Genomic DNA, 13,760 nt, shown 5'->3' on the forward strand with positions numbered 1-13,760 from the left:
GCGGTCGGCCCACTCCTTGGGCACATGGTGCGGGGCGTGCGTCGCACCGGGGCACAGGTTCAGGAAGAACGGCTTGTCCGGGGCGACCTGCTTGGCGTCGGCGATGAACGAGATCGCCCCTATCCACCACCAGGACGAGTGGGACCGGCTGTGCGACATCGTGGCCGGCTGGGGCGGGGGAACCGTCGTCTACACCCCGCTCCGTAGCGCCTTCTCGCATAGGGCCAGACAGCCGCAGCCCGCTCGCCGTGGTGGTGGCGGCGTCCTAGCGTGGAGTAGCCCAGGACCGTGGCCCCGGCCGGAGCCTCCTGCCTGGGCCGTCCGGTAGGGATCTTGCGTCGCCGCAGGGGTGGTCGCAGCACGCCGCACAGCAGCACACACATCACCGGCGCTCGCGCCGCTGGTGGGACGGAGACAGATGGCGCAGTCGTCGTGGAGTGAGTACCGGCCGGGGCAGCGGTTTCCGGGGGTGATCGGGCGGACGACCGATGAGTCGAGTCCGGCGTGGCCCCAGCCGGTGCGGGCGGTGGCGAGTGCGCCGAACGTGTTGTTCATCGTGTTCGACGACACGGGGTTCGGGCAGTTCGGCTGCTACGGCAGTCCGATCGAGACGCCGAATCTGGACGCGCTGGCCGCGGGCGGGCTGCTGTACAGCAACATGCACACCACCGCGCTGTGCTCGCCGTCGCGCTCCTGCATCATCACGGGCCGCAACCACCACGCCAACGGCATGGCGGCGATCACGGAGCTAGCCACCGGCTACCCGGGCTACAACGGGTAGATCCCGTTCGAGAACGGGTTCCTGTCGGAGATGCTGCTGCAGCACGGCTACAACACGTACATGGTCGGCAAGTGGCACCTGATGCCCTCGGAGCAGGAGTCGGCGGCCGGGCCGTACGACCGATGGCCGCTGGGGCGGGGTTTCGAGCGGTTCTACGGGTTCCTCGGCGGCGACACGAGCCAGTGGCATCCGGACCTGGTGTACGACAACCACCAGGTCGAGCCGCCGGCCACGCCGCAGGAGGGCTACCACCTGACGGAGGACCTGGTTGAGCGGGCGATCTCGTTCATCGCCGACGCCAAGCAGGTCGCCCCGGACAAGCCGTTCTTCCTGAACCTGTGCCCCGGTGCGACGCACGCCCCGCACCATGTGCCCAAGGAGTGGGCCGACCGCTACCGGGGACGGTTCGACGACGGCTGGGACGCCTACCGCGAGCAGACCTTCGCCCGGCAGAAGCAGCTCGGCGTGGTGTCCGCCGACGCCCGCCTGTCCCCGCGCGATCCGGACGTGCCCACGTGGGAGTCGCTGTCCCCGGAGGCAAGGAGACTTGCCGCGCGGATGATGGAGGTCTACGCCGGGTTCCTCTCCCACACCGACCACCACATCGGGCGGCTGGTGGACTTCCTGAAGGAGACCGGTGAGTTCGACAACACGCTGATCATGGTGGTCTCCGACAACGGGGCGAGCGCAGAGGGCGGGATGACCGGCACCACCAACGAAGTGCAGTTCTTCAACAACGCGCCCGAGACGCTGGAGGAGAGCCTGACGCAGATCGACGAGCTCGGCGGCCCCACCACGTTCAACCACTACCCGTGGGGATGGACCTGGGCGGGCAACACGCCGTTCCGGCGGTGGAAGCGGGAGACCTACCGCGGGGGCACCAGCGACCCGTTCCTCGTCCACTGGCCCGACGGCATCCGGGCCCGCGGTGAGATCCGCGACCAGTTCGCGCACATCATCGACATGGTGCCCACCGTCCTGGACGTGCTCGGCATCGAGGCGCCCACGACCATTCGGGGGGTCACCCAGTCGGCCCTGCACGGGGTCAGCTTCGCCCACACCTTCGACGACGCCAGCGCGGCGAGCCGCCACCGCACCCAGTACTACGAGATGCTCGGCCACCGGGCGATCGACCACGACGGATGGCGGGCGGTCTGTCCCTGGCCCGGCCCCTCCTTCGCCGAGGCCGAGCGGCCGTTCGGCACTCCGATCACGATGGCCGACCTCGACGACCTCGACGCCCACCACTGGGAGCTCTACCACGTCGACGAAGACATCGCCGAAACCCGGAACCTCGCCCAGGAGCACCGCAGCAAACTCATCGAGATGATCGCGCTGTGGTACGTGGAGGCCGGCAAGTACAACGTGATGCCGATCGACGGCAGCGTCCTGCAGCGCATCATGACCGAGCGCCCGCAGATCACCGAGAACCGAACCAGCTACACCTTCCGCTCCGGTACCCAGGCCGTGCCCGCCGCAGTCGCCCCCCGGGTCCTCAACCGCCCGCACAGTGTCACCGCCGACGTCGAGATCCCGCCCGGCGGCGCGCAGGGCGTCCTGCTCTGCCAGGGCACCAATGCCGGCGGCTGGTCCCTCTACGTCAAGGACGGCCACCTCCACTACGCCCACAACTACGTCCAACGGGCGATGCACCACGTCGCCTCCAGCGAATCCGTGCCCGAGGGACGGCACGCGCTGCGCTTCGAGTTCGAGCCCACCGGCGCCCCCGACATCGCCCACGGCAAGGGCGCACCCGGCCGCGCTCAGCTCTACATCGACGGCCGCCTCGTCGGCGAGACCGAGATGCCGGTCACCACCCCGATCACGTTCAATCCGGGCGGCATGGCCTGCGGAGCCAACCCCGGATCTGCCGTCACCCCCGACTACCAGGCGCCGTTCCGCTTCACCGGCACCCTCCACAGCGTCACCGTCGACCTGTCCGGCGACCTCATCGTCGACGCCGAGAGCGAGATGCGCATGCACATGGCCCGTCAGTGACCCGCGGGCTGCCTACGGAGTCGCGGACCAACTCCACAGCGGGGAACACCTGCGCGAGGAGAAGCGATCCACCGGAAGCAGCAGGCCCAACGTAGACACTCCACTACCGGCCCACAGGGAATACCGCACGGTTCGAATGACGCTCCCTACCAGCTGGTGCGAGTGCCTGGACTGTGCAGCGGCGTGAGGCGTACGCGGACGACCGGGGACGCCGCCGCGTCCCGGGTAGCGGTGACCGCTCGCAGCAACAGGGCCAAGGCCGATCGGGACCCGGCCGAGTGGATGCCGCCGCTGCCTGAGGCGCACTGCCGGTACGTGGGGGAGTGGACGGCCACGAAGCTGCGGTGGGGTCTGTCCGTCGACCAGGCGGAGGCTTACGCGCTGAAGGTGTACGCGGAGGCGTGCGAGACGACCGTCGTGCACCACACCCCCGCCCCGTAGCCTTCCGGCAGGCGCCGGGGGACGGGCGCGGCTTCACCGTCACCGGCTGTCGGTGCGGGGTGGAGCCTGGCTCGTTTCAACAAACAGGCTGGTCAGTGGCAGTGGAAGAAGATTTCTGAGAAAAGTTGCTGGTGGATGTAGAGGATCTGTCTTCTGCTCCGACCCATGGTGACAGCACGCCAACGGGGCGCGCGGATGGGGAGGACACCCGAGATGAAGTTCGTCGCGATGATCTACGGCAACCAGGCGAAGTGGGACTCCTTCCCCGCGGAGGCGTGGCCGGAGGCGATCGCCAAGCAGGAGGCGTTCAACAAGAGGTACCGCGAGAGCGGTGAACTCATCGGCGCCTACGGCCTGGGGGATGCGGTGAACGCTCAGCTCGTGCGCCGCGAGGAGGGCGTGGCGGCGGTCACCGACGGGACGTATCTGGGGACCAAGGAGTACATCGCCACCTTCTACCTGCTGGACTGCGACAGTCTCCAGCGGGCCCAGGCGATAGCCGCCGACATGCCGTTCGCCGACGTCGAGCCGGTCGAGCTGTGGCCCATCCTGCACGAGTCCGCAGCGGGCGTGTGACCGGCGAGCACCATGCTGTTGAGGACCTGCCGCGTGAGCATGCGCCGTAGGCCCTCCGCGCGTCGGCAACAACCAGCGGATCACCGAGAGCCACATGCGCGACGCCCTCGCCTACGGCACCGGCCTCGGCCACGCCCTGGAGCAGCAGTGAGCACCGACCTGTTCACGGCCGCCGCAGCCCTGCACCCGGCCGGCCGACGGCTACGCCCTCGCCTACGGCTCTCACGCCCCCCGCCCCTGGCCGGCATCCGACCTCGATCTCCTCAACACCGGCACCGCGCCCCTGCCCGCCGAACGGCGCGCCCGCCTGATCGACGGCGTGAAGCAGCTCCAGAGCGACCACGGCCTGATGCTCGACGAGGAGGTCAGCTTCACCTCCAAGCTCTACGCCACCACCCACGAGATCGAGCACGCGGCCCACCTCGGCGGCTTCGACGGCGCCATGGACTACGCCACGCCCGTCGGCAACCCCGAGACCCTGAACTCGCCCCGGTTCAAGCTGCGGCTCCTCCTCAACGCGCTGACGACCCCGCACATCCTCCTCACCGGCGACCAGCCACACCTACCGCCGCCGCGCCGCCGCCGCCGAACGAGGGCCGCCCTCTTGGCCCTCCGGATCTCGGGCGCGCGGAAACTCTTGCCGCGGCTGCGAGCGCCCTACTGTCTTCTGAGGAAGGCCTGACGGAGAAACACTTCCTCGGCTACCGCCACGAGACCCACCTGCACGCCGTACTGCGCCGGGGACTCGCCCACCTCGCCCACGAGGACCTGGTCCACATCGACCACGACACCATCACCTGGAGAGCGACGTGACCACCCGAACGTGGGACAGCCTCCCGCCCGCGCTCCGCGAGCGCCTCGCAGACCAACTCGCCGCCACCGGCCGGCCCAGCCCGTGGCCGGCGGCTTCACTCCCGGCGTTCGTGTCCAGATGCCTCAGGCCAACGGCCACTCCGTCTTCGTGAAGGCCATCCCCACCCACGACCCGCTGGCCGCCATGTACCGCACCGAAGGGGCGATCAACCGCAGCCTCCCCCAGGGCCCCGGCCCGCGACTGCTCGCCGAACTCGACGAGGACGGCTGGATCGTCCTGGCCTTCGAGTACGTCGACGGACGCCACCCCGACCTCACTCCCGGCTCCCCGGACCTGCCGCACATCCTGGACGCCGTCATAGCTCTCCACGCTCCCTCACCCCGAGCCCCTACCTGGACGTGCCGGAGTTCACCGACCACCCGGTCGTCGAGCGGGCGGCGGACTACCACCCGGCGATGAGGGGCGGCACACTCCTGCACTGCGACATCCGCTCCGACAACATCCTCGTTGGCGAAGTCCGCTTCGTCGACTGGGTCCTGGCCCACCGGGGTGCCGCCCGGCTCGACGTGGCGCTCCTCGTCCCGCAGCTCATCCTGGCGGCCATGCGCCCGAGCATGCCGAGAAGCACGCCGCTCAGGTCCCGGCGTATCGCGACGCTCCGGAAGCGGCGGTCACCGCGTTCGCCGCCTCGATCACCGCCCACTGGGCCGAGCGCGCCGGACAGGGTGTCCCCGAACTGCGCCGGTACCGGGAGGAGGCCCTGAAGGCCGGGCGGGCGTGGGAGGCCTACCGGCGCGGGTAGCCGCCCACTTCCCGAGGCCGGATGCTCCGATCGCCACCCGGCAGGGGGGTCAAACTGTCCCCCTGGACGTGGGAGGACAAGCCGGAGCCCCTGCCGGCTCGGCCCGGCAAGGGCTCGCCCATGCGCCCATCGCGTCACTGGCGTACCCACCCCCTCCGAAGCTGCGTCCCGCTCTCCCGGCCAACACCCTCGGCCCCGATAGGCTCACCCGGTCCATCACACAGAGGAGGGGATTTACATGATCCGCAAGACGCACGTACGCCGGCCCGCGCTGATAGCCGCCGCTCTGGCGGCCCTGGCCGTCTCATGCAGCAATACCCCGAAGCCCGACGCCGCGGCAGGCGGGCCGGCGACGACCGCGACCACGGCCGCACCCGACGGCCACGACACCCTGCCCGGCGACGTCACACCCTCCGCCGCGCCTACCTCAGACCCATACGCCCCCACCTCCGGCGAGAAGGTCCGCGACGCCTTCGCCACCCTCCAGGCCACGCTCAACGACTCCTGCGCGTCGGACTGTTCCTACTTCCTGGCCCGCGTGAACAAAGAGCTCCAGGAGCTGAACTCGGCGATGAAGAACGACCCCAAAGGTCCCGGCCACTTCCCCGAGCCACTCCAGAAGATGGCCGAACTGAACAAGACGCTCGGGGGCGACAGCTCCCACGAGAACCTGCGCAAGCACCAGACGACGCTGATCGGTACCCGCGACTTCATCAACACCTGGATGCAGGGTCACCCGGACGACTACCGCTGACGCACCACTCTGCCCGGGCTGGAGCCTGTTCATCCCTCCGCACGGATGGCGGGGGGCCCGCGCGTGCGGGGGACAGCAAGCGGGGGCGAGGCGGGCGGCGAGCCGGGACCGTCCCCGCTGCGAAGGCGTCTTTCGGGCCCCGGCGGCGTGCTGATGGACCTGAGCGTGGTTGAGTCCACGCAGACGATGGGCCAGTTGACATGTCCGAGTCCGACGGCGTCGGAGTGCTGCTGGACGTGGGCCAGAAGGCGGTCGCAGGTGCCGTCGGCGGACCAGTGCCAGGCGGCACCGGTGGACAGCTTCCACGGGGTCTCGTTCACGACCTGGCAAGGTCCCGACAGGCCTATCCATCCGGCCCGGCGCCAGTAACGGATCGATCAAAGCCCAAGAATCATCCAGCAGTTCATATCGACGCACCCACCCAAGAGCAGCGCAACGAGCCGTCGACTCTGCGGACACTGCGCAGCGCCTGCGGCGGGGTGTTCGTTGTTGTCGGAGTGGCCGAAGTGTGGCTCTCGCAGCGTGGCGCATGAGCGTGGAGTACCGCACCCCGCCCCGCCAGACGAGGGCGTGATCACAGTGAAGGCCTACGACACGGCGTGCCTCAGGAGGCACAACGCCGAGCTCAAGCCGGGGAGCCGACCCGTCCCGTCCTCAGGGCAACAGCCCCGGGCAGCGCTCTTCTTCGCCGCCGTCTTCCTGGCCGGGGACTTCTTCGTGGCTGCCCTCTTCTCCGGCTTCGCAGGCATCTCGTGCCCAGTCTCCTCGCCTCCACCGGCACTCTTGCCTTACGTCGAGGTCGACTGAGCCGTCTCCCGGGAAGGGACGCGGAGCGCCGGGCCGGGGACGTGACTGGGCCCCGACCGGGGGCAGTGGTCGGGGCCCAGTGGCGAGGTGTGCGGTTCAGCGGTGGCGGAGGGTGTCCTTGACGTCTTCCTTGGCCTGGCGGGCGTTGCCCTTGGCCTGGTCGGCCTGTCCTTCGGCGATCATCCGCTCGTTGCCGACTGCCTGGCCCGTCATCTCCTTGGCCTTGCCCTTGGCCTGCTCGGCCTGTGCCTTGGCCTTCTCGGTGCCCGACATGGGGACCTCCTCGTGTAGTACCGGATTGGTCGTGACCACCGCCTGCTCACGATTCCGAGGCCCAAACCCCGCGCGCCTCGGCGACACCGAAAGGCGGCCAGTCGGCCCGAGGCGCGCCCCGGCGAGAAAAGCAGCCGACGGGAGTGAGGAGCCGAGCGCACCTTATGCCCGCCTGCATTGAATAAGAAACAAATAAGAATCGTATGCATGGGCGAGGGGTGGCAGGGCATCCGGTGTCTCGGAGGTTGATAACTATGGTTCCCCTGCTTCTTGTTCTTCTGCTCGCTCTGATCCTGTTCGGTGCCGGTTTCGCGGTGAAGGTTCTCTGGTGGGTCGCGATCGCCGTCCTGGTGATCTGGCTGATCGGCTTTGTTGCCCGGCCCAAGAACAGCAGCGGCCGCTGGTACCGCTGGTAGCACGGCTGCTCCTGGCATAGTTCAGGGCCGGTATAACGGTGGCCGTCCACCCTCGATCGAAGGGGTGTGGGCGGCCACCGTCATGCCGGGAAAGGGTTCTGCTCCTGCTTTCCGGTGAAATCGGATGCTGCGGGTAGCCGTATGCGGCCGGGGCGGCAGCCGTGACGCAGCAGGGAACCTGCTTACCTCCACAGAACAGTTGCCGTCCCGGCCCAAACCGAATGCGGACGTGTGAATCACCGAACACGGGGCAGGCGGAGTTCAGGCCGGAACGCGAGTTTTGCTGCATACGTGATGTACCTGAAGAGGGCCGGTCGAGAACTCGGAAGCCGTGACCGTGATCCACGCCGTGCGCTCCTCCAAAAGGAGTTCGGTGTTCGCCTGGGATTCTGCGCGACCTCGTCCGCGTGGTTCGCCGTACTACCGGGCGCCCCGCGGCGAAGCGGCCGCCCAGCGCCCTGGCATTCGCCCGCTCTCAGGGGCGGGTCGCGGGGACGTTCTGCTCCAGGCACGCGTCCAGGGTGGCGGCGAAGGGGGCGTTATTTCCTGCTGGGTCTTCCACGGATACCCCGGGGCGCGTTAGCTGGACGCGAAACGAGGTCGACGAAGCATGAAGGAGAGCAGCCTGTGGAACGCGTCCGACGGAAGAGACTGTGGGCTGGGCTGGGCATCGCCGTCACGATCACCGTGGTGGCGGGACTCGTGTGGTTCAAACCGTGGGCCCTGTGGGTGGACGAGACAGTCAACGAAGCGCTGCCCGCCCCCGGCGCACCCGCGACCGTGCCCGTGGCGTCACCCACGACGGACACGAGCTCGTCCGCGGGGGGATCTCCCAGCGGGCCCGCCGGTCCCGTCACCCTCGCGCAGGGCACCTTCATCAGCCATGAGCACTCGACTGCTGGCACCGTGAAGGTCGTCCGCCTCGCCGACGGCAGCCACACGCTGCGTCTCGAGGGGCTCGACACGAGCAACGGCCCCGACCTGCGCGTCTGGCTGAGCGATGCACCGGTCAAGGAGGGGAAAGCGGGCTGGGGCGTCTTCGACGACGGTCGGTATGTGAATCTCGCCAAGCTCAAGGGCAACAGGGGCGACCAGAACTATCCGTTGCCCCCGGACATCGACTGGTCAACGTTCCCGAGCGTGAGCATCTGGTGCGACCGGTTCGACGTCTCCTTCGGCGCCGCGGCGCTGGTGCGCGTCTGACACCCGTCGGACGTTTCGCGTCGATGCCCTGGAGCACGGTTTGTGCCCGGGCATCAGCATGCCGCGTTCCCGTCCTCCGCCCGCCCGTGCACGATAGGCGGTCCAGGCCACGGTGTTGCAGGTCGAGACTGTGTTGAGGTGTCCAGGAGTTCGGCGAGGCCGCGGCGCGTGGCGGCGATGACGACGCGGTCCTCGGGGCGTAGGACGTAGCCGGGGTGCAGGTCCCACAGAAGCTGGGGTTCGTCGCCCTCCTGGTGTGAGGAGGCGAGGTCGGGGCGGCGGGCGTCCGGCGAGGCGGTGTCGAGGGCGAGGACGCGCCATGCCCCGGGGCGGAAGGCGCCGGCGATGGTGCGGCCCTCGAACTGGGGGTTCCCGGCGACGATGAGGGCGGCGAAGAGCAGCACTTTGCGTTCGACGGGGATGGCGCCGAGGATCTGGCGGCCCATCATCGCTCCGGCGAAGGCGGGTGCGGCGAGGTGGGTGACGCTGCGGCTGCGGGTGAGGGCGTCGGGGTGGGCGGTGCGCAGGGTGCGGTGGACGGCGGTGGCGAAGTCGTCGTCGTACAGGCGCAGCGCGACGCGCAGGTCGGGCTTGACCGTACGGGCGTAGAGCGTGGCCTCCAGGTTGGTGGTGTCGGAGCTGGTCAGGGCGAGCAGGGCGTGTGCCCGGTGGATCTTGGCGGCTTCCAGGACGCCGTCTTCGGTGACGTCGCCGAGGACGACGGGGATGCCGAGGCCGCGGGCGAGCGGGATGCCACGGGCGTCGGGGTCCTCCTCGACGCAGACGACGGGGATGTCCAGCTCCCGCAGCCGGGCCAGGACGCGGGCGCCGATCTTGCCGAGGCCCAGCAGGACGACGTGGCCGGACAGTCCGCGGGGCGGTCGGCGCAGCGCGCCTGCGGCCCGGAAGGTGCCGAGTGCCTCCAGGCCGCCGGCGACGAGGAGGGGGAGCAGGGCGAGGCCGACGAGGCCGGTCAGGAGCTGGAGGACCTGGTGGGTGACGGGGGCGCTGATCGCGGGGTCGTTGATCGAGAACAGGTCGAGCAGCGTGAGGTAGGCGGCGTGCACGGGGTCGGCGTCGGTGAGCAGGGTGGTGGTGAGCGTCAGGGCGACGACGGAGACGACGATGCCGGCGAGCGCCCAGCGAAGGCGGCTGGAGAAGAGCTCGCGCAGTGGCGCTCCGCGACGGGCCAGGCGCCGAGGTGGCAGGGCGGGGCCGGCGTACCGGACGGTCTCCAGGACGACGCTCCCGCGTCCGGCGGCGTTCGCCACGGCCTCGTCGTCGGGGAGCAGGAGGGGTGCCTGGGGGCCGCTGGTGTCCGAGCCCTCGGCGCCCGCCGGGTCGGTCGTGGTGGACGACAGGAGCGCCAGGGTGCACAGGCCGGGATCCGCCGCCTCGCCGCGTTCGGACGGTGTGCGTTCGGCGGCGCGCAGCAGTACTCCGTCGGCCTGGACGACCTTGCTCGTCCCGGCGACGGCGGTGGCGGCGAGCGCGGGGGCCGCGGTGTCGGCGTCGGACAGGACCGTGGTGGACGCGTCGAGAAGGGCCCGGTCGGTCCCGGGCGCGGTCAGGAGGGCGGCCTGGTCGAGGAGTTCCTCCAGGTGCTGCCCAAGCTTGCGGTTGTACATCCGGACCACGAGCCGCAGGCCGGGGCTGAGGCGGCGGGCGGCGAGCGCGGCGCGCAGGTTCGTCTCGTCGTCCTCGTACAGCAGGGCCAGGGCCGCGGCCCGGTCCACCCCGGCCCGCAGCAGCGCCGCCTCCGAGGGAGAAGACGATGTGACGTCCTGCGGTGGCGGGGGTGTGCCGCCGGGGACGGAGCTGTCGGGACGGCGCAGAAGCCGCGCCGCGCGGGACACCACGGCGATGGGTTCCGTCTCCTCGGCGTGGTCACCTGAGGGAGCGACGAGGACGACCCGCTGTCGGTAGACCTCGCGCAGTTCGGCAGCGAGCCGGAGCGCAAGTGCATCGTCACCGCAGACCACCATGTGGCCACTGTCCTGTGGTTCTCCGGATCCCTGGTGCGGTAGCGCGATCACGATTCCTCCGTGTCGAGGCGGACCTGCCTGATCAGGCGGGCGGGTCAAGTGTCGGTCGCTTGCCCCTCGGTGCCCGTCCCACCCGCGTGCAGAAGGCCAGGGTTCGTACCAGCGCGATGAGGCAGACGAACGCGACGAATCCCGCGCTGATGCGCGTCCACGACGGGGTGGCGCGGCTCAGGGCCGTCCATCCGTGTGCCAGGAGGCACAGGATCAGCCATCCTGGGCTTTCCGGGAAGCCGCTTCTCGCGTTGCGCGTCGTCACGGTGTGCATCTGTCCCTCTCGGGGCTTCTCACCTGTAGGTTTTCTGGACGCGTGGGGCTCACTGTCGTGCCTGCTGCCGCAGACACCGGCGGCTCAGGCTCAAGAAGGCGCCGAGTGCCGCAACCCATGGAGGCCAAAGTGCGATGAAGATGCTGAGACTTGCGTCTCCGCCGTGCGGGACCAGCGTCACGTGCCGCAGCGAGAGGCGGGGGTCATGCTCGGCCGGCCTGGGATTCCAGCTTTCCGAAGAGGAACGTCAGGCCGCCGCCGCCCGCCGCAAAGAGACCGAACGCCGCGAACGCGATTCGCTGGTCGTCCTTGCGCAACTCCTCGTACTGGCTTCTGCTGATCGGGACGCGCTCGCGGTCGGGGTCGGAGGTGTCGATCGCGGAGTAGTGCCCCCGGACGGACTCGACGCGTTGAAGCCCCGAGTCGTCCCAGAACACTCCGGTGACCAGGAATGCCCCGGCGAGACCCGCACCCACGAGCACCGCCCGGACTCGCCGAGGCAGGGCGCTCAGGGCGCGCCACTGGTTCGCCTTGTTGCTCGCGAAGCGCATGTCCCGGAGTCCGACGGCGATGGCGCGGGCGAGCGTCGCCAGATGGAGGGGCACCAGCAGAGTGATGCCGATTCCGAGGAGGAGCCACTCGTCGGCGAACGGGGGCAGGAACGGGACGGCGGCGAGGACCGCGGCGAGAAGCCCCGCGAGGGAGAGGGCGAGTTGCACCCCTGCGTGCATCGTGAAGCTGGTTCTCACCGCTTCTCCTGCTCTCGTCCTAGTCGGTGATCTCGATGGCGCCGTCGCCGGTCGGCACAGGCTGCGCCGGACCGGGGGCCGCCTTCTTCTGGCTGATGCCCTGGAGCAGGGACGCGAGGTCGACCCCCGTCGTGGAGCTGAGGAGCTCCATGCCCTGGGCCACGTTGTCGACGACCGTCCGGGACAGCTGGCTCGCCCCGTCGGTGGAGATGACCGTCATCTTGTCGATGGCCGACAGCGGCTCGGAGGCCTTGGCGACGACCTGGGGCAGGACCTCGACGAGCATCTGGAGGACGGCGGCGTCACCGTACTGGGCGTAGGCGTCGGCCTTCTTCCGCATGGCTTCCGCCTCTGCGGAGCCCCTCGCGGCGATGGCGGTGGCCTCGGCCTCACCCTCGATGCGTACGGCGTCGGCGAGGGCCGCGCGGTGGGCCTTCTCGCCCTCACCGGTGAGCCTGGCGCGCTGGGCGTCGGCCTCGGCCTGCTTCACCAAGGCGATACGGCGGGCCTCCGCCTCCTGCTCGGCCTGGTAGCGGGCGGCGTCGGCCGGCTTGCGGACCTGAGTGTCCAGCTGACGGTCGGTCAGAGCGGCCTGCCGCTCGGCGACCTTCTCCTGCTCGGTCAGGATCTGCTGCTGGCGGTCGGCTTCGGCGAGCGGCCCTGCGGCGTTGGCCTGGGCGGCGGCCTCGTCGGTCTGCGCCTTGATCTCGGCCTGCTTCAGGTAGAGGGTCCGCTGCGCGATGGCGATCTCCTCCTCCGCCTTCAGCCGGGCCTGCTCGGCGGCGCGGCGGGCCACGGCCTCGGCGATGTCGGCCTCCTGCTTGGCGCGGGCCGCCTCGGGGCGGCCGAGGTCCTCCAGGTAGGAGCCCTCGGTGGTGATGTCCTGGATCTGGAAGGCGTCCAGGACCAGGCCCTGACCCGACAGGCTCGCCTCGGCCTCCTCCGCGACCTGGCCCGCGAACGCGGCGCGGTCGCGGATGATGTCCTCGACCGACATCCGGCCCACGATGGAGCGCAGCGCGCCCGACAGCACTTCCTGGGTGAAGCCGACGATGCCGTCCTGCTGCATCAGGAACCGCTGGGCGGCGGCCCGGATGGAGTCCTCGGTGCCCCCGACCTTGACGATCGCGACGCCTTCCAGGTTCGCCTTCACCCCGCGCAGCGTCACCGCGCCCCGGACGGCGACGGGGATGTGCCGGCTGGACAGGTCGAGGGTGAACTTCTGCTGCACGAACGGGACGACGAACACACCGCCGCCGACCACGACCTTCTGGCCGCTGTTGTCGGTGAACACCCGCCCGGTGGTGGGATCGGTGGCCTGCTTGCCCCGACGGCCGGTGATGATGAACGCCTCGCTGGGCCCGGCGACCTTGTAGCGGGTGATGACGACGAGGCCGAGCAGCACCAGAAGAACGACGATGCCCACCACAGCGGTGAGGACAGGGCTCATGAAGAAACCCCCTTCGATGAGAAGGAAAAAGACAGATAGCGACGCCCGGCCGACCTTCGACCGGTGAGCCTTCGTCCGGTCAGCGCTCGACAGGCCGGACGGAAACGGACGTCGGGGAGAGCACGGAGTCGACCCACACCTCGGTGCCGCGCGCGACGGGCACGCCGGCCTTCGCCGCGTACTTCACCGGCTGGCCCGCGAGATGGAGCAGGACCTCGCCGTAACCGTCCACGGGGATGGCCGTCACCACCGAACCACTCGTACCGGCCAGGTCCCCTTCCCGCGGTGCGGGCGCGGAGCCGCCTTGGAGGAGCGCCCGGCTGAACCGCCAGGTCCCCCACCCCACGACGCCCCCCGCGACCTGTCCCTTATACCCATCTGACGCT

12 protein-coding genes and 4 pseudogenes are annotated in these 13,760 nt (G+C 69.9%); 10 read left to right on the top strand and 6 right to left on the bottom strand.

Annotated elements, in window-relative coordinates; genetic code table 11:
- Window positions 1–418: 418 nt before the first annotated feature.
- The 7 genes and pseudogenes from AOK00_RS08460 to AOK00_RS08490 all read left to right on the top strand — a co-directional run bounded on the left by AOK00_RS08460 (window position 419) and on the right by AOK00_RS08490 (window position 6,166).
- Window positions 419–2,779 (top strand): annotated as a pseudogene (locus AOK00_RS08460) (arylsulfatase).
- A gap of 152 nt (window positions 2,780–2,931) precedes the next feature.
- Window positions 2,932–3,220: pseudogene (locus AOK00_RS08465) on the top strand (HNH endonuclease); the annotation flags it as partial.
- 213 nt (window positions 3,221–3,433) lie between these two features.
- Complete coding sequence (locus AOK00_RS08470) at window positions 3,434–3,796, top strand: YciI family protein (RefSeq protein ID WP_055599692.1); 363 nt, start codon at window positions 3,434–3,436, stop codon at window positions 3,794–3,796.
- A 319-nt stretch (window positions 3,797–4,115) separates the two neighbouring features.
- A complete protein-coding gene (locus tag AOK00_RS08475) occupies window positions 4,116–4,478 on the top strand; it encodes a hypothetical protein (protein ID WP_055599693.1) in 363 nt (120 codons plus the stop codon).
- A 249-nt stretch (window positions 4,479–4,727) separates the two neighbouring features.
- Window positions 4,728–5,069, top strand: coding sequence for a hypothetical protein (locus AOK00_RS38955; protein ID WP_159041705.1), 342 nt, complete (start codon window positions 4,728–4,730; stop codon window positions 5,067–5,069).
- Window positions 5,009–5,374 (top strand): phosphotransferase, encoded by a 366-nt coding sequence (locus tag AOK00_RS41345; RefSeq protein WP_055599695.1) that lies wholly within the window; start codon window positions 5,009–5,011, stop codon window positions 5,372–5,374. The genes AOK00_RS38955 and AOK00_RS41345 overlap by 61 nt, the downstream gene beginning before the upstream one ends.
- A 276-nt stretch (window positions 5,375–5,650) precedes the next feature.
- On the top strand, window positions 5,651–6,166 hold the full coding sequence (locus AOK00_RS08490; protein ID WP_055599696.1) for a hypothetical protein: 516 nt from the start codon (window positions 5,651–5,653) through the stop codon (window positions 6,164–6,166).
- Window positions 6,167–6,241: 75 nt separating this feature from the next.
- Here AOK00_RS08490 and AOK00_RS38175 read toward each other — a convergent pair.
- Window positions 6,242–6,625: pseudogene (locus AOK00_RS38175) on the bottom strand (hypothetical protein); the annotation flags it as partial.
- A gap of 111 nt (window positions 6,626–6,736) precedes the next feature.
- Here AOK00_RS38175 and AOK00_RS08500 point away from each other — a divergent pair.
- Complete coding sequence (locus tag AOK00_RS08500) at window positions 6,737–6,973, top strand: hypothetical protein (RefSeq protein WP_055599698.1); 237 nt, start codon at window positions 6,737–6,739, stop codon at window positions 6,971–6,973.
- A gap of 96 nt (window positions 6,974–7,069) precedes the next feature.
- On the opposite strand, the gene AOK00_RS36820 is transcribed toward AOK00_RS08500, so the two are convergent.
- Window positions 7,070–7,246, bottom strand: coding sequence for a CsbD family protein (locus AOK00_RS36820; RefSeq protein WP_079041895.1), 177 nt, complete (start codon window positions 7,244–7,246; stop codon window positions 7,070–7,072).
- Between the two features lie 254 nt (window positions 7,247–7,500).
- Here AOK00_RS36820 and AOK00_RS08505 point away from each other — a divergent pair, with 254 nt between their 5' ends.
- Window positions 7,501–7,662, top strand: a complete 162-nt coding sequence (locus tag AOK00_RS08505; protein ID WP_055599699.1) for a hypothetical protein — start codon at window positions 7,501–7,503, stop codon at window positions 7,660–7,662.
- 627 nt (window positions 7,663–8,289) lie between these two features.
- Window positions 8,290–8,865: a DM13 domain-containing protein gene (locus tag AOK00_RS40090; RefSeq protein WP_055599700.1), complete on the top strand. Its 576-nt coding sequence runs from the start codon at window positions 8,290–8,292 to the stop codon at window positions 8,863–8,865.
- A gap of 53 nt (window positions 8,866–8,918) precedes the next feature.
- On the opposite strand, the gene AOK00_RS08515 is transcribed toward AOK00_RS40090, so the two are convergent.
- The 4 genes and pseudogenes from AOK00_RS08515 to AOK00_RS08530 all read right to left on the bottom strand — a co-directional run.
- A complete protein-coding gene (locus tag AOK00_RS08515; protein WP_079041897.1) occupies window positions 8,919–10,850 on the bottom strand; it encodes a potassium channel protein in 1,932 nt (643 codons plus the stop codon).
- 528 nt (window positions 10,851–11,378) lie between these two features.
- Window positions 11,379–11,924, bottom strand: a complete 546-nt coding sequence (locus AOK00_RS08520) for a hypothetical protein (protein ID WP_159041706.1) — start codon at window positions 11,922–11,924, stop codon at window positions 11,379–11,381.
- 19 nt (window positions 11,925–11,943) lie between these two features.
- On the bottom strand, window positions 11,944–13,374 hold the full coding sequence (locus AOK00_RS08525) for a flotillin family protein (protein ID WP_055599702.1): 1,431 nt from the start codon (window positions 13,372–13,374) through the stop codon (window positions 11,944–11,946).
- Between the two features lie 79 nt (window positions 13,375–13,453).
- Window positions 13,454–13,760: pseudogene (locus AOK00_RS08530) on the bottom strand (hypothetical protein); the annotation flags it as partial.

This window comes from Streptomyces aureus, from assembly GCF_001418135.1.
Taxonomy (GTDB): Bacteria; Actinomycetota; Actinomycetes; order Streptomycetales; family Streptomycetaceae; genus Streptomyces; species Streptomyces aureus_A.